Source organism: Nannocystis exedens (assembly GCF_002343915.1).
GTDB lineage: Bacteria > Myxococcota_A > Polyangia > Nannocystales > Nannocystaceae > Nannocystis > Nannocystis exedens.
This window is the reverse complement of sequence record NZ_NETK01000001.1, coordinates 2859437-2879610: the sequence shown is the minus strand read 5'-3', so window position 1 is coordinate 2879610 and position 20174 is coordinate 2859437. Positions and strand designations below refer to the sequence as shown.

16 protein-coding genes are annotated in these 20174 nt (G+C 72.3%); 8 read left to right on the top strand and 8 right to left on the bottom strand.

The features are described 5' to 3' along the window. Positions 1 to 73: 73 nt before the first annotated feature. On the top strand, positions 74 to 1255 hold the full coding sequence (locus tag NAEX_RS11140) for a sensor histidine kinase (protein ID WP_143140985.1): 1182 nt from the start codon (positions 74 to 76) through the stop codon (positions 1253 to 1255). A 32-nt stretch (positions 1256 to 1287) separates the two neighbouring features. Here NAEX_RS11140 and NAEX_RS11135 read toward each other — a convergent pair whose 3' ends face one another. Further along, positions 1288 to 2733: a DUF1552 domain-containing protein gene (locus NAEX_RS11135; protein WP_096327490.1), complete on the bottom strand. Its 1446-nt coding sequence runs from the start codon at positions 2731 to 2733 to the stop codon at positions 1288 to 1290. A 24-nt stretch (positions 2734 to 2757) separates the two neighbouring features. Next, a complete protein-coding gene (locus NAEX_RS11130; RefSeq protein WP_096327489.1) occupies positions 2758 to 4854 on the bottom strand; it encodes a DUF1588 domain-containing protein in 2097 nt (698 codons plus the stop codon). A gap of 432 nt (positions 4855 to 5286) precedes the next feature. On the opposite strand from NAEX_RS11130, the gene NAEX_RS11125 reads away from it, so the two are divergent. The 3 genes from NAEX_RS11125 to NAEX_RS11115 all read left to right on the top strand — a co-directional run bounded on the left by NAEX_RS11125 (position 5287) and on the right by NAEX_RS11115 (position 9445). Beyond that, positions 5287 to 6258, top strand: a complete 972-nt coding sequence (locus NAEX_RS11125; protein WP_096327488.1) for an STAS domain-containing protein — start codon at positions 5287 to 5289, stop codon at positions 6256 to 6258. Positions 6259 to 6558: 300 nt separating this feature from the next. Beyond that, on the top strand, positions 6559 to 7836 hold the full coding sequence (locus NAEX_RS11120) for a hypothetical protein (RefSeq protein ID WP_143140984.1): 1278 nt from the start codon (positions 6559 to 6561) through the stop codon (positions 7834 to 7836). Between the two features lie 298 nt (positions 7837 to 8134). Next, the gene (locus NAEX_RS11115; RefSeq protein ID WP_096327486.1) at positions 8135 to 9445 is read left to right on the top strand and encodes a serine/threonine-protein kinase; all 1311 of its coding nucleotides are present in this window, start codon (positions 8135 to 8137) and stop codon (positions 9443 to 9445) included. 393 nt (positions 9446 to 9838) lie between these two features. On the opposite strand, the gene NAEX_RS11110 is transcribed toward NAEX_RS11115, so the two are convergent. Both NAEX_RS11110 and NAEX_RS11105 read right to left on the bottom strand, forming a co-directional pair. Beyond that, positions 9839 to 11005: a serine hydrolase domain-containing protein gene (locus tag NAEX_RS11110; protein ID WP_096327485.1), complete on the bottom strand. Its 1167-nt coding sequence runs from the start codon at positions 11003 to 11005 to the stop codon at positions 9839 to 9841. Between the two features lie 194 nt (positions 11006 to 11199). Next, positions 11200 to 11946, bottom strand: coding sequence for a hypothetical protein (locus tag NAEX_RS11105; RefSeq protein ID WP_096327484.1), 747 nt, complete (start codon positions 11944 to 11946; stop codon positions 11200 to 11202). A 525-nt stretch (positions 11947 to 12471) separates the two neighbouring features. Between NAEX_RS11105 and NAEX_RS11100 the strand changes: the two genes are divergently transcribed. After that, positions 12472 to 13119, top strand: a complete 648-nt coding sequence (locus NAEX_RS11100) for a hypothetical protein (protein ID WP_096327483.1) — start codon at positions 12472 to 12474, stop codon at positions 13117 to 13119. 201 nt (positions 13120 to 13320) lie between these two features. Then, positions 13321 to 13914, top strand: a complete 594-nt coding sequence (locus tag NAEX_RS11095) for a hypothetical protein (protein ID WP_096327482.1) — start codon at positions 13321 to 13323, stop codon at positions 13912 to 13914. A gap of 50 nt (positions 13915 to 13964) precedes the next feature. Here the strand turns inward: NAEX_RS11095 and NAEX_RS11090 are convergent, their stop codons facing one another. From NAEX_RS11090 to NAEX_RS11075, 3 genes are all read right to left on the bottom strand, one after another. Beyond that, the gene (locus NAEX_RS11090; protein WP_096333580.1) at positions 13965 to 14834 is read right to left on the bottom strand and encodes a sigma-70 family RNA polymerase sigma factor; all 870 of its coding nucleotides are present in this window, start codon (positions 14832 to 14834) and stop codon (positions 13965 to 13967) included. A gap of 7 nt (positions 14835 to 14841) precedes the next feature. Next, positions 14842 to 15312 carry a carboxymuconolactone decarboxylase family protein gene (locus NAEX_RS11085; RefSeq protein WP_096327481.1) on the bottom strand — a complete coding sequence of 157 codons (471 nt, stop codon included), beginning with the start codon at positions 15310 to 15312 and terminating at the stop codon, positions 14842 to 14844. 360 nt (positions 15313 to 15672) lie between these two features. Next, complete coding sequence (locus tag NAEX_RS11075; protein ID WP_245913677.1) at positions 15673 to 16647, bottom strand: NmrA/HSCARG family protein; 975 nt, start codon at positions 16645 to 16647, stop codon at positions 15673 to 15675. A 34-nt stretch (positions 16648 to 16681) separates the two neighbouring features. Here NAEX_RS11075 and NAEX_RS11070 point away from each other — a divergent pair, with 34 nt between their 5' ends. Further along, the gene (locus NAEX_RS11070; RefSeq protein WP_096327478.1) at positions 16682 to 17647 is read left to right on the top strand and encodes an AraC family transcriptional regulator; all 966 of its coding nucleotides are present in this window, start codon (positions 16682 to 16684) and stop codon (positions 17645 to 17647) included. A gap of 348 nt (positions 17648 to 17995) precedes the next feature. Here the strand turns inward: NAEX_RS11070 and NAEX_RS11065 are convergent, their stop codons facing one another. After that, positions 17996 to 18574 (bottom strand): hypothetical protein, encoded by a 579-nt coding sequence (locus tag NAEX_RS11065; RefSeq protein ID WP_096327477.1) that lies wholly within the window; start codon positions 18572 to 18574, stop codon positions 17996 to 17998. A gap of 755 nt (positions 18575 to 19329) precedes the next feature. On the opposite strand from NAEX_RS11065, the gene NAEX_RS11055 reads away from it, so the two are divergent. After that, positions 19330 to 20091 carry a hypothetical protein gene (locus tag NAEX_RS11055; RefSeq protein WP_096327475.1) on the top strand — a complete coding sequence of 254 codons (762 nt, stop codon included), beginning with the start codon at positions 19330 to 19332 and terminating at the stop codon, positions 20089 to 20091. Positions 20092 to 20174 lie beyond the last annotated feature (83 nt).

Below are 20174 nucleotides of genomic sequence, written 5' to 3'. Positions count from 1 at the left end.
CGCGCGCCCGTCGACGGCGTTTGCGTCGCGGCCGGGCGGCGCGCCGACGGTGTTCCGCTACCCTGGCCGGACGATGCTGACGCGCTCGCAGCAGGCGCATGTGCTGGCCGAGCGGCTGGAGCGCGACCGGCAGGCGATCATCGACCGCTGGCTGAACCGCGTCCAGGCGCGCCGGCTGGCCGGTCGGTCGATGCCGACGCCGGAGCTGGTCGACAACCTGCCGGCGTTCCTGGACCAACTGGCCGCGGCGCTGCGGCGCGGGGCGTCCGACGACGAGCGCGCCGGGGGCGACGCGCCGACGCCGACGACGCAGGAGGCCCGCGAGCACGGGACGCAGCGCTACCGCCACGGCCTCGACATCCGCGCGGTCGTCGACGAGTACGCGAGCCTCCTCGATGTCCTGTTCGACCTGTTCGCGGAGACCGAGCCGAGCCTCGACGTCGACAACTCGCGGGTGCTGGTCCACGCGGTCTCGACGGGGTTGGCCGCCGCGGTCGACCAATTCTCGCGCGAGCGCGAGGCCGACGTGGAGGCGGCCCAGGAGGCGCTGCTGAAGGCGCGCGAATACGAGCGACAGCTGATCGGGGTGGTGTCGCACGATCTGCGCAATCCGCTGGCCGTCATCGTCCATTGTGCAGAGCTGATCCACCGGACCCCGCATTTGGCCGGATCGGTGTGCCGCCCGCTCGGCCGCCTGCGGAGCAGCGCCGAGCGGGCGTTGCGGCTGATCGGCGACCTGCTCGACTTCACGCAGGAGCGCAATCAGGGGCGGATCCCCGTCAAGCCCGCCGCCGCCGACTTGCGGCTGCTGCTGCGACAGGTGATCGACGAGGCGACGCTGATTCATCCGTGCCGCGCGGTCGAGCGCGCGGGGCCGGACGTGCGGATGCTCGGCTGGTGGGACCCCGACCGGATCGCGCAGGTGCTGACGAACCTGCTGGACAACGCGTTCAAGTTCAGCCCGCCTGATTCAGTGGTGCGGGTCGCGTGGGACATGACCGACGACGAAGCGAAGGTGTCGGTGCACAATTGGGGCGACCCGATCCCGCCGGAGCGGCTCGGCTCGGTGTTCGAGCCGTTCCAGCGCGCCGACCCGGACGCGAACGCGCGGGTGTCGCTGGGGCTCGGTCTGCACATTTCGCGGCAGATCGCGCTGGCCCACCGCGGCAACCTGACCGTCGAGTCGTCGGCGGAGGCCGGCACGTGCTTCACGCTGACGCTGCCGCGCTCGTGCTCGCGGGGTGAGGCGGGCTGAGACGCGGGCCGCTTCGGCGCGCGCCGTGAGCGTCAGCCCCAGACCTCGGCGAGCGGGCCCTCCGCGACCCGCGTCGCCGGGTCGCTGTGGCCGAAGTCGTCGGTCGGCAGGCCGGCGCCGTGGAGCAGCGAGTTGAACAGGTTGGACGTCTGGCGATTGTTCTCGTGGCCGCTCTTCGGGTAGGTGACGCTGCGGCCGTCGGTCTTGAAGCCCATGTTGTTGCCGCCGAGCAGCAGCATGGCCCACTCCTCGGAGTTCGAGTGGTGCTTCTCGCCGTTGTCGGACATGTAGAGGAGCAGGGTGTTGTCGAGCATGGTGCCGCCCTGCTCGGGGTGGGCTGCGAGGGTCCGGGCCATGCGCGCCATCTCGGCGACGCCGCGGCTCGTGACCTCGTGGAGCACCTCGTAGAACGCGGGGCTCTCGCCGTGGCGGAGGTCGTGGCCGCCGAGCATCTGCTGGCCGGGGTAGAGGTCGACGAGGCTCGGATATTGCAGCGACCAGTAGTAGCTGCCGGCGCCGAACGAGATGACGGCGACATTGGTCAATCCGGCGAGCAGCGAGGCGGTGGCGATGTCGGCCTGCAGGCGCAATTGCTCGAGCGGGTCGTCCGATTGATAGGGGTCGGGGTCGGCCTCGCCGGGCCCGAGCGGCTTGACGGCCTGCAGCGCGCCCTTCATGCCGAGGATCTGGTCGTTGCGGGCGAGCATGGTCAGCAGCGAGGCCTCGTAGGTCTCGAGCTTGGCCCGCCCGCGCTTCGAGCCGCTGAAGGTCTTGAGCTCGCGGGTCACGTCCTCGAGCGCGAACTCCAGCAATTGCTTGCGGGTCTCGAACTCCTCGCCGGCCTGGCCGGAGGCGACCGAGCCGAACAGCGAGGCGAACGCGGCCGCGGGGCTGAGCAGCAGCGGGGCCGGCTTGCCGGCGTCGAAGGCACAGCTGACGTAATTGAGCGGGGTCGTGGCCGCGCCGACGCCGATGCGGATGGCGTCGAACGGGGTGTTGCCGCGGACCTCGGGGATCGCCGACAGCACGCTCTCGATCGTCGGGCCGGCCGGGCCGCCGGCGGCCCGCGAGGCGCTGAGCGCCCCGAAGTCGGTCGAGTGGCCGCCGCCGAGGTAGGTGGCCGACAAGCCGAGCACCAGGCAGGCGCGCTCGACCAGCGAGATGTCGTCGTCGACGCCGGCGAGCGCGCCGAGCGAGCGCGCCTCGGCGAGCGGCGCGGCCGGGACGACGACCGGATCGTCGTGGCCGTAGTCGCGGCTGCTCTCGATCGGCTTGCCGGCGTGGCCCGCGAGCGTCTCGAGCGTCAACGGGTCGCGCACGCAATCCGGGCGGATGCCGTTGCCCTCGAGGAAGATGACGATGCGCCGCGGGTCGCCGTCGGCCGCGCGGCTGCGCCGGCCGGTCAGGGCGGCGCCGCCGAACAGGCCGGCGCCGGTGAGAAGGCCCGCGGTGGTGAGGAAGTCACGACGCGTGAACATGGTAGGTCTCCTGGTCGTCGCCGCTCACTCGGGCACGCGGTACTGGAAGCTGTCGCTGTTGAACAGGGCGATCAGCAGCTCGGTGAACGAGCCGCCGCTCTCGTCGTAGGCGGTCTCCATCGCCACCAGGGTGCAGCCGTCGTGCATCGTCTCCTCGCGGCCGGCGAAGAAGCGGAAGGCCTGGCGCATGAAGCAGCGCTTGGCGTACTTCGAGCCGGCGAGGCGGACGCTGAGGTCGATGGCGCTGGTGACCGCGCCGTCGAGCTCGGGCGCCGGCATGTTGGCGAGCACGCTGGTGCCGTTCGGCGGGCCGCCGTGATCCTCGACGCGGAGGAACCCGGCGTGGTTGTAGATCTCGAACGGATAGCCGAGCGGGTTCATCATCTGGTGGCAACCGTTGCAGTACGGGTCGGCGTCGATCTGCTCGGAGATCCGCTGGCGCGCCGACTGCTCGCGCGACTCCTCGGACAGCATGGCGTCGACGTTGAGCGGCAGGTCGGGGATGTTCTGGCACAGCAGCTCCTCGCGGATCCACTTGCCGCGGTGGACCAGGTTGGGGTCGTTCTCGAACGACAGCGAGTGCGCGCCGAGCCACGCCGGGTGGGTGAGCACGCCGGCGCGCTCGTTCTCCGGCAGCTCCTTCCAGCGCGCCTCGCGGGTCTGCGGGGTGACGCCCTGGACGTTGTAGACGCGGTTCATCTCGGCGGTCGACTTCCAGATCGAGCTCTCGCCCTCCTGATAGCCCTCGGTGGCCGGGGTGTAGAACAGGCGCGAGGTCAGCAATTGTCTGTAGACGTCCTGGTCGCCGGCGACGATCCGCGCGATCATGTCGTCGAGCTGGGTGACGAGCGTGTTCTCGTAGCCGTAGATGCCGGAGATCGTATTCTCGTAGCTGAACTCGACGGCGGTGCCCATCCACCCGGAGGTCTTGGCGACCTCGACCTTCGGCGGCTTGTCGGCCAGGCCGCCGTAGCCGAGCCACTCGCGGAAGAACGCGCGCACGCCGGTGGCCATCCAGTACTCGCCCTGGTTCTCCCACCAGCGCCCGTCGTGCGGCTCGAACAGGAGGTCGCGGCGCTCCTCGTCGAGGCCGCCGATGTGCGCGCGGACGAGGGTGGCGACGACGTCGGGGTCCTTGATCGTGCCGTCGGCGGCGGCGTCGAGGAAGTCGCCGAGGTCGCCGTCGAGGTCGCCCTTGGTGAAGCCGGCCTCGTAGGTGCGGTTGACGCTCGGGACCCCGGCCGGGGCGCGCGTCAGCGCGTAGGCGATCGCCTGCGCCAGCTCCCAGTCGCCGAGCCGCAGGCGGCCGTGCTCGTCGGGCTGGCCCTCGCCGAGCTCGGGCCGGTACAGCGCGGCGGTGGTCATCCACGCGGCCGCGGCGATCCGCTTGATCGTCGCCGGGCGCGACTCGACGCCGGCCTCGGCCGCGAGCACCGACTGGGCGAACTCGCGGAGCGCCGCGAATTGCTCGTCGCTGGCGGGGCGGTAGACCGCGCCGAATTCGAGGTAGCGGCGGACGAAGTAATCGACGCACTCCGGCGTGGGCGCGGCGTCGGCGAGGAAGCACTGGCACTCGGGATCTTCGATCACGGTGCGCACGCGGCCGACGTCCCATTTGCCGATCGTCCACGAGGTGCCCGAGCCGCCGACGACGTCGAGGTAGAGCGAGAGGACGCTGGGGTCGAGCGCCTCGTCGTCGCTGTAGGTCGAGTAGCGGTGGGCGGCCCGCGGGTACAGCGGGTTGTTGGCGAGGTCGGTGCCGGACCAGGTGCCGACGCTCCGCGTCCACTCGTCCCGGTCGATCAGGCGGAGGTCGGCCGGCGGCAGGGCGGGGCGGTCGTCGCAGGTGAACAGGGCGTTCTGATCGAGCGCGTTGCCGGACGGCTCGCCGGGGGGCTCGCCGGTGTCGCCGGTGTCGCCGGTGTCACCCGTCGCGCCGGTGTCGCTCGAGGTCGGCCCGGGGCCGCTGGCGCTGGTGGTCGGGACGTCGGTGCCGGTGGCGGCGCCGGTGGCCGCGTCGCCGGTGGTGCTCGGGTCGCCCTGCGTGGCGACATCGCCGCCCTGCGGGCAGCCGAGCGCGACGAGCACCGGCAAGAGCAGCGAGCGCTGGATCGTCGACATGCGGGGCACGATGGCGACGTTATCACGCGAGCCCGCGCGCACACGGCAGGACGCGGGGCCGGGCCGGGAGTTTTGCCGAGGGTGGCGATTCCCGTGGGCGAGATGCCTAGGGCGTCGCCGCGCGACGGCCATGGAAATGACGACCCCTGCGCGCAAGCCACTGCTCACATTGCGGCGCGGCTGCGCGCGCGACGTTCGAACTGTGATGATACGTGTTACAGCGAGTGACGTGAATGAGGTCCGCAGATCGACGCATTCCTGGACGTCCCTCGGCGCGGCGCCGTGAACGGGGCTTCGCAATCTGCCCGCGGAGGGCATGTGCGCCGCAGTGCGGGCTCGAGAGCGCGCGCCGCCGTGGTGACTTCGCGCAAGGGTCGACCGCAACGGCGGGCACGTCGCTGCGCCGGCCTCGGTTATCGTCCCCGCCGCACCATGGAAGAGACCGCGACCGTCGCCAGCCTACGCGCCGAGAACGATGATCTGCGGGCCCGCATCGCCCGGCTCGAGCGCGAGGCCGCCGAGACGCAGCGGGCGACCGAGGAGCGGCTGAAGCTGGCGGCGGCGCTCGAGATCCTCTACCGCGGGTTGCCCGACCTGTTCTTCCAGCTGCGCCTCGACGGCACGATCACGCACTTTCTCGCCAGCCCGTCGACCCCGCTGTACGTGCCGCCCGAGTTCTTCATCGGCAAGCGCATGCAGGACGTGCTGCCGCCCGAGGTCGGCGCGCAGTTCGAGGCGACGTTTGCGACCGCGGCGGGCCCGACGGGCAAGGCTCGCCTCGAGTACCCGCTCGAGATGGGCGGCACGATCGAGTGGTTCGAGGCGCGGGTGATCCGGGTCGGCGAGGACGGCCTCGTCAAGGTCGTCCGCAACATCACCGAGCAGCGGCGTGACCGCGAGGCGGTGCTGCGCCTCAACGCGGAGCTCGAGGCCCGCGTGGCCGAGCGGACGGCGGCGCTCGAGGCGGCGGCGGCCGAGCACGTGGCGCTGCAGCAGCAGGTGATCGAGGCCCAGCGGGCGACGCTGCTGGCGCTGTCGACCCCGCTGGTGCCGATCGCCCGCCACGTGGTCGCGGTGCCGCTGGTCGGCGACGTCGACGCGGAGCGCGCGGGCCGCCTGCTCGAGGCGATCCTCGAGGGGGTGCAGGCGCGGCGGGCCGCGTTCGTGCTGCTCGACGTCACCGGGGTGCCGCGGGTCGACGAGGTGGCGGCGCGGGCGCTGGCGGACGTGACCCGCGCGGTGCGGCTGCTCGGCGCGGAGCTGGTGCTCACGGGTATCAAGCCGGAGGTGGCGCGCGTGCTCGTCGAGCTCGGGGCCGACTTCGGCGGGGCGCAGACGCTGCCCAGCCTCGAGCACGGGATCGCGTACGCGATGCAGTCGGCGGCGACGCGCAAAAAACGATAGCGGGGCGATTCGTCGGACCGGTGAATCCTCGGTCGGGTCGGATGCCGGCAAAAGCCGTGGTGCGGTGAATGATCGCAGACCGGCGAGGGTTCAGCGAGGTGCGGGCGGGCGTGATGATTGTTCGCGGGGGCGCGGCGAGGGCGTGAACGCGGACCCATAGCACGGCCGGCGGCGCGTGCAAGGGCCGGGCGCGCGCCGGCGAGGTGCGTGCGGAGGTCGGCACCGCGACGCAGGAAAGGCGGGGAATACTCCCAGGAGCGGCCGGGTTGGACGGCCATGCTTCGAGAGCCTCGTGGATGGGTGCATCGTTCGGCCGCGCCGTGGGTCGTCGGTGTGGGAATGTTCGCGGCGACGGGCCAGGCGCTCGCGGTCGATGAATCGTTCGACGTACGGGTGCGCTACGCGATCCTCGACGAGCAAGGCGAACGGCTGCGGACGCTCGACGGCGAGGACGTCGAGCGCTTCGTCAATCGCGCCCGCTGCGAGTGCGGCACGCCGATCCAGGCGGAGCTTCAGACCGAAGGCGCGGTGGGATCGGCGGAGCGGACGATCCTCGGGCTCCTCGGCAATCGTTGCGCCGGGCGCGAGGCGGCGGAGGGGCGCCACGGGCTGTGTAGCCTGCTGTTCGAGGAGCCGGCGGCGGCGTTCCGGGCCGGGTTCTCGGCGCTGTTCCACCCGGCGTTCCTCGGCAGCTACGTCGCTTCCACGCAGCGCGAGGCGGGGTCGTCGTACACGGCGCTGGCGCGCGGCTGCGAGGGCGAGGGCGAGGGCGGGGTGTGGGTGTGCGACCCGCAGGCCGACGGGGCAGAGGGCTGTCAGGCGGATGACTTCGTGTACGACGCCGAGGCGGCGGGCGAGCTGCTGCGCTACGACTTCGAGCCGCCGTACGAGCTGCCGTACGACCTGAGGGCCGAGCCGCGCTGGGGCGGCGTGCAGCTCCGCTGGAGCTTGCCCGATTCGCAGGACATCGCCGGCTTCCGCGTGCTGTGCGAGACGGAGTGGCAATACTCGGCGGAGCTCGAGTTCCCGGCGCCGGCGCGCGACGCGGCGGCGGACGGGACGACTTACTATACGGTCGACAGCGTGTGCGGCGGGCAGCCCCAATCGCTGGTCAAGGTCGCCGAGGACGGCCTCGGTATCTGCGGCGACGGTCGCGTCGATCCGGGCGAGGAGTGCGACGAGGGCTACCAGAACTCCGACGCGGGCCTGTGTAGCGACGCTTGCGAGCTGTGCGTGAGCCCGCAGATGCAGCGGCTCGACTGGAGCCGGGTGTGCAGCGACTTCATCGCTCCCGACCAGACGTCGGTGTTCATCGACGGGCTCATCCCCGGCGTGACGTACCACTTCGCGCTGGTCGCTCACGACGCGGCCGGCAACGCGCGGGCGCTGGGGCGGCTGGCCTCGGCCACGGTGGACGATTCGGGGTACTACGGCGGGGGCGCCGGCGGCGGGAGTTTTTGCAGCGTGAGTTCAGAAGGACAGGTCTCTTGGGTCATGTCCTTGGGGCTCTGTAGCTTGCTCGGGTGGCTCCGGCGGCGGCGGTCGATCGAGCTCGAGCTTCGCCGCGGGACGCTCTAGGGTCGCATCGTCCGCGAGTCCGGGCCCGGGACCGCGACGAGACGACGCCTTGCAGGGCGAGCGGCGCCGCTGCGACTCGGCGGGGCGGTCGCGTCGGTGAATTCGACGTGAACGGGCCGTCGGCGCCCGAAACGCGGCGGAGGCGAGGCGAGGCGGGTATTGCGCGTGAACCGGCCCGCGGGCCGCAGGGCCCTGTCGCGTCCGCTCCGCCGGGCCGATCGTGCTCATCCAGCCGCTCGCGTCCCCGCGACGCGTCGGGCCCGGTCGACCGAGCGTGCTCCAGCATTACGTTTGCCGCGTGGCCGCGCACGAAGCAGGCAAGGTCGTCGCTGCTCGTTATCGCCTCGAGCGCGTCTTGGCGCAAGGAGGCATGGGGAGCATCTGGATCGCCCGCCACCTCCAGCTCGACGTCGACGTCGCGGTCAAATTCATGGCGCCCGAGCTCGCCGATTCGGCCGAGCTGCGCAGCCGCTTCGAGCGCGAGGCCAAGGCCGCGGCGATGCTGAAGAGCCCGCACGCGGTGCAGGTCCACGACTACGGCATCGACGACGGCACTCCTTATATCGTGATGGAGCTGCTCGAGGGCGAGGACCTGGCGACCCGGCTGTCGCGCGAGCGGCGACTGTCGCTCGCGGCGACGCGGCGGATCGTCGAGGACGTGGGCAAGGCGCTGCGCCGGGCGCACGAGATCGGCCTCATCCACCGCGACATGAAGCCGGCCAACATCTTCCTGGTGCGCCAGGCCGGCGACGAGGTGGTGAAGATCCTCGACTTCGGGATCGCCAAGTCGACGGGCGTCATCGACGGCGACCCGCCGACCCAGGTCGACGCGGTGCTCGGCTCGCCGCGATACATGAGCCCGGAGCAGATCCGCAGCAGCGCCCAGGTCGATCATCGCACCGACCTGTGGTCGCTCGGCGTCATCGCCTTTCGCTGCCTCACCGGCCGGCTGCCGTTCCGCGACGGGGAGATCGGCGACGTGTTCGTGTCGATCTGCACCGCGCCGATCCCCCGCGCCTCGGAGGTCGCGCCCGACCTCGGCCCCGAGGTCGATCGTTTCTTCGAGCGCGCGCTGGCCCGGCCGGTCGAGCAGCGGTTCCAGAGCGCGGCCGAGCTGGTCGAGGCGTTCGCGGCCCTGCCGGGGACCGGCGCGCCGGCGGTCGAAGCCGCCGGCGAGCGTGCGCGCGAGGCGAGCCGCAGCCGCGCCGCGCGGGCAGGGGCGCGCGCGGCGGAATTCCTGCCGACGTTGCCCGCGAGCGGCACGCTGGCGGATGCGCCCGCGCGAGCGCTCGACAGTCGCCTGCGGACCGCGCTGCTGGCCGTCGGGGGAATCACGGCAATCGGGCTGGTGGTCGCCCTGTATCGGTGGAGCCCGACTCCGCCCACCGTGCCTCCGGCGGCGGAGGAAGTGGCGACTCCGGCGGCTCCAGCGCCTCCGACGCCATTGCCTGCACCCGCGATTCCCGATTCGACGCAGTTTCCTCCGCAGTCCGCTCCGCCACAGCCTCCGCCCGCCGCTGCGGCGAAGCCGGCGCAGTCGCCTCATCCGTCGCGGCGTACGGGCGCCGCGCGGCCGGACCGAAGCGATGATCTCCTCAAGCCCATGTGATTCGATGCGGCGGCGGGCGACGGCAGCGCCCACGTCGACGCGCCGACCGTTCGCCGCCGGCAGCTTCAGCGGGGTGGCCTGCTTCACGACGCTGCACCACGTGCCGTCACCGCGCTGCAGGACCGGTCGTTCGCCGCGGCGCTGCGGGTGCTCCGTCCGGGGGGCACGTTCGCCGGCGCCGACAGCATGAAGAGCGCGGGTTTCCGCCTGCTGCACCTGTTCGACGCGATGGTCCTCGTCGACCCCCGAATTGCCGCGGCGGCTCGCCGCCGTCGGCTTCGTCGACGTCGCCGTCGAGGCCGAGCCGGGCCGTTCGTTCAAGTTCCGGGCGCGCCGCCCGGAGTGAGGGGCGGCGGGCGCCCGCGGCATGTCCTTGTGGACATGTGTGATGATTCAACGCGGCGGCGCCGCGGGGCGTTCGCCGCCGGCGGCCAGGTGCTGCGCCAGCGCGTCCGCCAGCGCGACGAGCCGGGTCTGGGCCTGGGGGTCCGACTCGTTGGCGAGCAGGACGATGCCGAGCTCGCGCGCGGGGTGGAGGACGAGGTAGCTGCTGAAGCCGAAGGTGCCGCCGGTGTGCCAGATCGTCCGCGACCCCTCGGGCCCGCGATCGACGTGCCAGTGGAGGCCGACTGCGTCGCCCTCGGCCTCGACCGTGACGCGGTGGCTCAGCGCGACCGCGTCACGCGTCTCGTCGAGCTGGACCGCGACGAACTTGAGCATGTCCGCGGTGGTCGAGGTCAGACCGCCGGCGGTCCGGAGGTCCTGCATGTCCATGTACGGCATCACGCGCCCCGCCTGGTCGTAGCCGGTCGCCAGCGCCGCGGGCGACTGGTCGCCGTGAAACGCGGTGTGCTCCATGCCCAGCGGGCCGAGCACGTGTTGGCGCAGCAGCGAGTCGTAGGGCTGGTCGTAGACGCGCTCGAGGATGAGCGCCAGCAGCTGGGCCGCGACGTTGGAGTGCCTGGGGCGGGCGCCCGGCGCCGCGCGCAGCTGGACCCGGTGGAGGTCGCGGTAAAACTGGTCGCGGTCGTAGTCGCGGTGCAGGGCGACGAGCGCGGCGGGGATGGCCTCGGGGCGCAGGTCCTCGAACAGCTCCGGTCGGTCCGGCAGCCAGTTGGGCAGCTCCGAGGTGAGATTGGCGAGGTGGACGACGCGGATGGGTTGCCCGTCGTATTCGAGGTTGGGATAGGCCGCGGGCAAATATGCGCGGATGTCGTCGTCCAGCCGCAGCTTCTTGTCATGCACCGCCCGGGCGAGCAGCGCGCTGGTGAAGACCTTGGTGAGCGAGCCGATCTCGTAGACGGTCCGCGACGTCGTCGGGGCGCCGGTGGCCCGATTCATGACGCCGAAGTCGTAGCACTCGACCGCGCCGGCGCGGTGGATGCCGATCGACACGCCGACGCTCGGCGGGGCCTGCACGAACGCCGCGCCGAGGGCGAGGATCGCCGGATCGGCGCCGACCGGGCACGCGCCCGCGGTCGTCTCGGGCGCGCGCGACGGGCTGCCGCCGCGGCAGGCGAGGAGCAGCAGAGGAACGGCCGCGAGGGCTGCGAGGCGCATGCGCGGCGCCGGTTCTACCCCAAAACGTCGTGTGGGGTCCGCGCCGTGATCGATGCATACGCGTGCGTGCGCCGGTCGTGAGGACGCGCAGGCCGCGGGCGGTCGACGGGTCCGGCGCTCCGTATGCTGCACATGTCGTCGGCCCGGCCGGTCCGTGCCGGCCGGCTCGTGCGCCGGGTGTGGTGATTCGCCCGTCAGCGCTCGGTGAGGCGGCGGCCGGCCTCGCTGGCGGCGTAGATCTCGGGGCGGGCCGATTGCATCACCCCGTCGGGGATGAGGCCCATCGCCGAGGTGCCGGGGTGGAGCTCGAACGCGTCCTCGTCGACCTGGAGGCGCTCGCGCAGGTCGATGGTGGCGAGCGAGTGCCAGCCGTCGCCGAGCGCCTCGGCCTGCAGCTCGAGGCGCAGGGTCGCCTTCTTCTTGCTGACGGCGAGCTCGAGCCGCTGGTTGCGATCGGCGCCGGCGGGGGACGGCTGGAGCGGGACCAGGCGCAGGTAGACGCGGCCGAGGTCGTCGAGGCGGTAGGGGAGGATCGAATGATAGGTGTTGTCGAGGAAGTCGCCGGTGTCGGTGGCGAACGTCGAGACCGGCATGCGTAGCACCGTGGTCGCGGTGACGAACGAGAGGTCCTGGTCGCCGGGCAAGAGGTGCAGGGTGGTCTCGTCGTTGCCGCGGACGCGCAGCGACACGCCGAGCAGGTCGGGGCGGCGGCGGCCCTGCGGCCAGCGCCACAGCGCGCCCGACAGGCGGACCAGCGCGGTCCCGCCGAGGCGCTTGGCGAGCGGCTTGAGCGCGGCGTGGTGCGCGTCGGGCTGAACCTCGGCCCGGTAGAGCACGCCGTCGGGATGGAAGATCCGGTCGCGGCGGACCGCGCTGGCGACGAACGCGAGGGGGGCCATCGCCACGCCGAGGACTCGTCCGATATAGTTCTGGATGCTCATGACTTCCTCCGGCAAAACATGATGCGGTGGCGATTGTCGCGCCCGTGCGCGCAGGATCGCCCTGACGCCCGGGCGGGCGGAGAACCGCGGCCGACGCGGAGATGTTGCCCGTCGTCTTGATGCAGTCGTCGACGCGGCGCGGCGCGGTGCGGAGGATCCGCAACCCGCGCGCCCGGGCCGCCCGCGTCGCTGACGGGCCTCGGCGAAATCGCGCCCCGGGAGCCGCGAGGTCCGGGCGCTGGCGGGGACATGGGCGGCTCACTGGTTGTTCGCCGGGGGCACGGGTCGCGCTGGTTCGGCCGCGCCGCTCGAGGCTCCGTCGGCGATGCGGCTGAACCGTCTGGTCATGTCTTTGCGGACATGTCGATGGAGTCCATGGCCCGCACCCCGGCGAACCTCGCCGTGGCCTCCGGGGTCTCGAGCCTGCATAGCGCGTCGTGCGCGTGCGCCGGCGCGGGCGAGCGGTGACAGTGCCGGCCGCGCCGCGTATGCTGGGCCGCGCTTATCCTTGCCGGGCAAGTCGTCATGAAGGCCGCTGTTCTGCTGCTGGGCTGTTCTCTCGTCGCGTGCAAGCTGGTGTCCGATCTGGGGCACGAGCGCGAGCCGGCGATCGTCACCTCCACGCTGGTGCTCGCCTCCGACGGGCAGGAGCGCGAGCTGGGCGACGAGCGGGCGGTCTGGGCCGACGACCCGACGGCGTCGTGCGAGGTCGACGGGACCGACAATGAGCACACCGGGGCGTATAACCGCAGCTTCGCGTTCGCCATGGCCGCCGACGAGCGCGACCCGGTGGCGTTCGGCGTCGCCATCGAATTGAACGAGCGCGGCGTGTGGCAAAGCGACATCGGCCTGTACGCGCAGGGCCAGGACGCGTGGGTCCCGGCCGACGATTGTCTGCTGGAGCTGGGCGAGTGGGACTACGAGGCGCGGTTCTTCGCGTTCAGCGTCGACTGCACGTTCACCCGCGAAGGGGCGGCCGACATCGTCGTGGTGGGTGACCTGCGGGCCGAGCGGTGCTTCGATCGCAGCGCGACGTCGATCGAGCTCGCCAAGTCGATCGTCGCCGAGGGCGCCCAGGCGGCGCTCGAGCTCGGGCGGGCGCTGGTCGAGGATCCGGCGGGCTTCGCCAAGACGATCGCGCTGCTGCCGCTGTACGCGGCGGGCGGTCACTGACGGCCGCAGGAGCCCTCGACCGGGCGAGTGGCGGCCAGCAGGGACGCGGCGCTCGGGCCACGCGGGTGGCGACGAACGGGCGCGCGTCGGCTCAGGGCGCGGCCCGGCGGACGGGACGAGGCTCGTCGCGGCTCGCCAGCTCGGGCCGCACCGGGTCGCTCCTCGCCGATCGACGTCCCGACTCTGGTACCTTCGCCGGCGATGTCCCTGTTCGGCGGCAAGGAGATCGCGGCGCTGCAGCAGCAACTGAACGAGCTGCGGGGCGCGCTCGCGGCGGCGCAGCGGCGCTCGGGCGAGCTCGAGGCGGAGCTCGCGGGGTTGCGGAGCAGCCACGACGCGGCGGTCCGGCGCGCGTACGAGCTGCAGGCCGAGCTGGCGCGCGCCGAGGAGCGCGCGAGCACCTGCGCCGCGCGGCTCGATCGCCTGCGCGCAGGGACGCGTCCGGGCGTGGGGGGTGCGTCCGCGCCGTCGCCCGCGTTCGAGGTGATCGAGGACGCCGAGCCGGACGAACGCGTGGTCCGCGGGCGCTACGAGATCGAGGGCCGGGAGCGGCACCTGCAGGCGGTCGAGCGGGTGCTGCAGATCGCCGCGAGCGCCGGTGAGGTCGGCGCTTCGGTGTACATCGAGGTGCTCGTCGACGGCGACGGCGCAGCGCAGCTGGTGGCGCGGCGCGACGGGCGAGCCCTGCGGCTGTCGGCGGCCGAGACGCGGGCGTGGCTGCTCGGGCAGGAAGAGGCGCTGGCGGAGGTCGAGGATATTCGCCACGACGGTGTGCTGCGCGTCGAGCTGACCTGAGCGACGCGGCTGCGACCGCCTCGGCGGTGGTCCTATGATTCTCTCAATGTTCAGAGTGCCGATGGCTGCGTCGGCTCGGCCGCGAGCGCGGCGGCCACGTGGCGCAGCTTGTCGGGGTTGCGGACGATGTAGATGGCGGCGATCCGGCCGTCCTTCAGCTCGAGCGCGGTGGTCTGCAACACGCGGCCGCGATCGATGCTGGCGTAGCCGGGCAGGCCGTCGATCACCAGCGGGCGCAGCAGGACCGGCAGCTCGGTGAACTTGCGCCGCAGGCCGCGGTAGAGCCGGAGCACCCGCGCGAGGCCGCGGATCGGGTTGCGGAACGCGAGCACCCGGCCGCCGCCGTCGGCGTGGATCACGACGTCCTCGGCGAGCATCGCCTGCAGCGCCTGCAGGTCGCCGTCGCGCGAGGCGACGAAGAAGGCCTGGGCGATCCGGTCGGCCTCGGCCGGCTCGACGCGGTAGCGCGGGCGGGCCGCCTGGACGTGCTTGCGCGCGCGGGCGGCCAGCTGGCGGACCGCGGCGGCGTCGCGGTCGAGGGTGCTGGCGACCTCGCCGAGCGCGACGCCGAAGACGTCGTGCAGGAGGAACGCGGCCCGCTCGAGCGGCGACAGGCGCTCGAGCGCCAGCATCAAGGTGAGGGTCAGGTCGTCGGCAGGGTCCGACTCCGGCGCGAGCAACGGCTCGGGCAGCCAGTCGCCGACGTAGGTCTCGCGCCGGGCTCGCGCCGACTTCATGCGATCGAGGCAGAGCCGGGCGACGATCCGCCGGAGGTAGGCGGCGGGGGCGTCGACCGGGGCGTCGACCTTGCGCCAGCGCAGCCAGGCGTCCTGCACGACGTCCTCGGCCTCGGCGACGGAGCCGAGCATGCGATACGCGAGGCGCTGCAGCCGGGGCCGCTGCGCCTCGAAGGCGGCCATCGCGTCGTCAGCGAGCTGCACTCGGCGGGTCCACCGGGTGGGGCGCGCGGAAGCCGACCTGCAGCCGGTTCCACACGTTGATCGCGCCGATCAGCAGCGTCAGCTGGACCTGCTCGGCCTCGCTGAACTGGGCCTTGACCAGCTCGTAGTCGCTGTCGGGCGCGCCGGTGTCGGCGAGGCGCGTGAGGGCCTCGGTCCAGGCCAGCGCCGCCCGCTCGCGCGGGGTGTACAGGGTCGACTCGCGCCACGCGTTGAGCATGTAGAGCCGCATCTCGGTCTCGCCCTCCTTGCGCGCGTCGGTGGCGTGCATGTGGATGCAGAAGGCGCAGCCGTTGATCTGCGAGGCCCGCAGCTTCACCAGGTGCATCAGGCTCTGCTCGAGGCCGCTCGACTTGAAGCTCGCCTCGAGCGCCATCATCGCCTTGGTACCCTCGGGCGCGAGTTTGAACGGATTGCTCTGCAGTCGTGGGGTCGTCATGTTCGTCTCCTGCGTGCTCGCTGCACGCTCACGGGACAAGACGAGGCGGCGAGTGCCGGTTGTGACATGGCCGAAAATTTTTTTCGACGTGGCCGGCCTGCGGCCCGCGGGGCCGGGTCTTACGGGCGCGGGTCGGACGCGAAAGCAGGCCCGGCGCGAGCGGCGGGCGCCGGGTCATGACGAACCGCACGGCCGGACCGGGGCGGGCGGGGCGCGAACAGCGAGCCCGCGAAGCCGAGGCGGATCTCGCCGCCGGTCGCCGTCTCGTTGCCCGAGACGTCGTCGACGTCGCAGGCGGCGAGGACGACGTTCACGCCTTCTCGCGCTCGTCCTCGACTTCGCAAGCGACGAGGACGACGCTCACCCTTGCGCGCTCGCCTCCTTCGCGGTGCGCCGCAGATGCGCCTCCGCCCAGGTCCTGAATTCGGTGGTCGCAAGCCCGCGGGCGCGCGCGTGCTCCGGACGGGCGGGGCTGTCGACGACGTTCATCCGCTGCTGCGAGACGACGAAGGGCCGCCAGAGCCCCTGGGCGAGCGCCTCCTCCGCGGTGAGCGAGGGCGCCTCGATCGGCGTGCCGAGCACCTCCGAGAGGACCGCCGCGATCTCCCGCATCGACAGCCGGTCTCCCGCCAGCTCCAGCTCGACCCCGTTCCAGGCCACCGGATCCGAGAAGGCGGCGGCCGCCGCCGCCCCGATGTCCTGCACCGCCACCATCGAGAGCACCGTGTCCGGCGCGAGCATCGTCAGCAGCCGGTCCTCGACGAAGTTCTTGAACAAGAACGACGGCCGCACGAAGTTCTCCATGAAGAACGACGGCCTCAGCAAGGTGAACGAGCGGAACCCGGCGGCGCGCACGAGATCTTCGATGTACGCCTTGCTGTCCCAGTAGTGGACGTTCGACTCCGGCGTGCCCCAGCCCGGCTGTCGGCGCTGGTACTCGCCCGCGCCCGAGACGGACGTGTGCACGAGCTGCGGCACGCCCGCTGCCCGCGCTGCGTCGACGAGGTTCTTCCCCTGCCGCCGCTCGTCGTCGCCTTCGAGGTTTTTCAAGTTCGGCATCTGCACCGAGAACACGCCGCGGGCGCCGGCGCAGGCGGCCCGCAGCGACGCGGGTTCGTCGAGGTCGCCGCGCACCAGGGTCGCGCCGAGCTCGCGCAGCGCCCGGGCCCCTGCCGCCTCCACGTCGCGCACCAGCGCGCGCACCGGGGCCCCGCGAGCGAGCAGGGCCCGCGCGACGGCGCCGCCCTGCCTGCCGGTCGCGCCCGTGACGAGGACCGGGTCGGTCGGCGCCGCCCCCATGGCGAGGATCGAATCGGATGTGGTTGCAATGCTCATTGGCAAGTCATACGCCCCGCGGTATGGACGATCGATGGCTCGCCGTCCAAATCTCGTATCCAAGACGCCAGAACTGCTGGACCTGCAGGACCCCCGCGGCGACGCCCTCGCCGACGTGCTGAGCGTGTCCCTGCTCCCGAACGCCCTGTTCAAGTGCCTCGAGGCCCGCTCGCCCTGGGGCCTGCGCGTCCCGCAGCGCGACCGCGCCGTCTTCTACCTGATCGCCCGCGGGCACGCTATGTTGGAGGTCGACGGCGAGCCGCCGCGCCGCCTCGCCGGCGGGGACGTCGTCTTCATCCCGCACGGCACGGCGCACGTCCTCCGCGCCGAAGGGGCGCGGCAGCTGTTCGTGGTCCACGACGGTCCCTGCTGCGCGACCCAAGGCGCGGCCCGGATCGGCGGCGACGGAGCGCTCACCATCCTGCTCACGGGCTTCTTCTCCTACACCGGCGGCGTGCGACCCGTCCTGCTCGCGCGCGTCCCCGCGGTCGCGGTGCTGTCCTCGTCCGGCGGCGCGCCGCGGCCGTGGAGCGCGGCCACGATCGACCTCATGCTCGCCGAGATCGCGTCGCCCGGGCCCGCCAGCACCCTCGTCCTCCAGCGCCTCGCCGACGTCCTGTTCGTGCAGGTGCTCCGCCACCTGCCGACCCACGAGGGCTGCGGCCTGGTCGAGGCGCTCTCCGACCCCCACGTGCATCAGGCATTGAACCTCATGCACACCCGCGTCAACGAGCCGTGGACGGTCGCCCGGCTCGCGGCGCTCGTCGGTCTGTCCCGCTCCGGCTTCGCCCAGCGCTTCACGCAGGTCGTCGGTGACCCGCCGCTCCAGTACCTCGCCCGCTGGCGGATGGCCCGCGCCGCCGAGCTGCTGCGCGAGACCGACGATACGATCGCCCGGATCGCCGAGCGCGTCGGCTACGAGAGCGTGCCGTCCTTCAGCAAGGCGTTCAAGCGCTGGCAGGGCCGGAGCCCGACGCACCACCGCGCTCTTCAAGGGTAGGTCGGACGGCGTGAGCGCCGGGAGGTCATTGACATGTCCCGAGAGACATGTCGCGACGCAGAGGGTCGAGCGTCGGCGTCGCCGCGGCAGCTCGGCCGTTGCGCCGCGCTCGGCGACCACCGCAAGAATCGGCGCAGCCGCCGCCGAGTCGAGCGCGCGACGGACTCGCGGCTGGGTACATCCGCAGGCCCGTGCATTCGACTACTGTGATATGTTCTTGAGGATATGATCAGAAGGACATGTCTTAACGGCCACTCGGAGTGGGGCGGCGACCGTCCAACCTCGGCTCGATCATCCGGCGCCGCGGCGATCGGGCCGGGCGGAGACGACCGAGCTCGGGGTGATCGTTCATCGCCCGGGGTTCTCGCGCAGGCGCTCTCGGGCCTCGACGAGGAGGTGAAAGCGCAGCTCGACCTCCCTGATCGGCTCGAAGCGTGAGGTCGGGGTCGGGGTGGTGAAGAGCAGGTCGCCCCGCGCGTGCAGCGTCTGTGACGCGCCCGCGCCGTCGCGCAGCGTCACGCGCTCGGGCCGGGCCTCGACCACCTCCCACGCGCACGCGCGCGCGGTCCAGCGCTTGCGCCGGCGCAGGTGCTCGCCGCAGCGGCCGTCCGCGAGCACGACGATGCGGTCGAGGCCGCAGAGCACGATCGAGGCGCCGACGCGGATCCCGGAGAGCTCGCCGCCGAGGAACCACGCGCCCGCCGGATCGCGGCCGAGGGTGTACTGCTCCGTCCAGCGCCGTTCGCCCGGGTCCGCGCGAGCGGCCCCGCCGATTTCACAGCGACGCGCGCCCTGTTCGCCGGACCCGCGGCTCCGACTGTGCTCGCGCAGTCGCTCCGCCGCCCGTGTCGTCGGCTCGACCCACTTCGCCCTCGACGAGGCCGAGCTCGCGCTGTCCGTCGCGCCTGCCTCGGCGGGAAGGGCCATGGGCCCGCCGTCGACCTCATGCTTGCCGAGATCGCGTCTCCCGGCCCGCCAGCAGCTCGTCCTCCAGCGCCTCGCCGACAACCTGTTCGTGCAGGTGCTCCGCCACCTGGCCACCCACGAGGGCTGCGGGCTGGTCGAGGCGCTCTCCGATCGCGTCGGCGCTCCTCGTCTCAACGAGGGCGAGGCGATGATTGTTCCGTCCCCCGAGCATCCAAGAGACTGGGCCTGCGGTTGTCCGCCAGGTGTCAAAAGACCGGGAGATACGTCTCCTCCGCCGCATCGGCCGCGATCGTCGGTACTGCTTTCGAGCAGTGCCAGAACAATCTTGTTGTCCAATGCGCGGGTGAGGATGGCATCGATCCCTACTCCTTCACTGGCGTTCCGACGAACAGTCCATGCACGGAGGTCTGACAGCAGGTCCATGCCGTCTCGATCCTCTGCGACTGGATCAAGACGGCCCCGACCACGTCCGAGGTAGCTTTTGCGGCGCCGCGCGCAGGACGTGCAGACCTACGAGCAGCGCGCCGAGAGCTTCGGCGTGGGACGAGCGACGGTGGATCGAATGCTGCGTCTCGCGCGAGAGACAGGCTCGGTCGAGTCCAGGCCACACGCATCGGTCATGGCGTCTCCGGCCAGGGCGACGCGAGCGGCGTCGCGCGCCCGCCAGGCGCTCCGCGGTCCGCCGCTCGCTGTTACGGCGCCGTGCGTCGGAGCGCGGAGCGGGCGTCGCAGCGACGTTTGCGGTAAGGTAGGGCATGCTCGGGACCCGAACGCACCTCGTCACCGTCGCCGGCGTGTTCGCGGGGGTCCTGGGGGCGTGCCCGTCGGCCGAGACGACCGCCCCGCCAAGCGCGCCGGAACGGGTGTCGGCGGTGCCGAAGGTCCCGCCGAGCGCGCCGGAACCGACGCCGGCGGAGAGCCCGGTCCCCGCGGACGGACCCGAGGCGCGGCTGCGGCAGGTGCAGCACGAGGTCGGCGAGAAACTGCTCGCGCTCGGCGTCACGTCGATGTCGACGATCGAGGCCGGTCGCGTCCGCCTGGAGATCACCGATCGCAAGGCCCTCGACGCCGCGCTGGCCGCGGAAAACTACGTGCTGCCGCCCGAGGTGGACGTCGTGGCGGTCTACGAGCCGGTCGGCGACCGCCCGCCGTTCCCGGTCAACCCCGACCCCACGATCTTCTTCCCGCAGTTTCGCATGCGCAGCCCGATGATGATGACCGCGCTCCTGGAGGGCACGCTGAGCGTCGTCGACGGCTGCCTGCGCGTCACCCGGGGCGACGGCTCGCCCGGGCACGTCGTGATCTGGCAGCCCGACCATTACCTCCACCGCAAGGGCAAACGGCGCGTGATGCTCGACCGCGAGGGCAAGATCGTCGCGCGGGTCGGCGAGCACATCGCCATGAGCGGCGGCCTCGCCTCGCCCGAGGGCGTCGACGCCCGGTTCCTCAAGCAGCCGATCCCCGCCCGCTGCAAGGGCCCGTACTTCGAGATGGGCGCTCTCATGGCGTCGCCGTGACGCGGGGAACCCGGCGAGGCCGGTGCCGCTCGGCGCGTCCGCGGGTGAGAGGTGCGGGTCGGACATGTACATCCGGACATGTC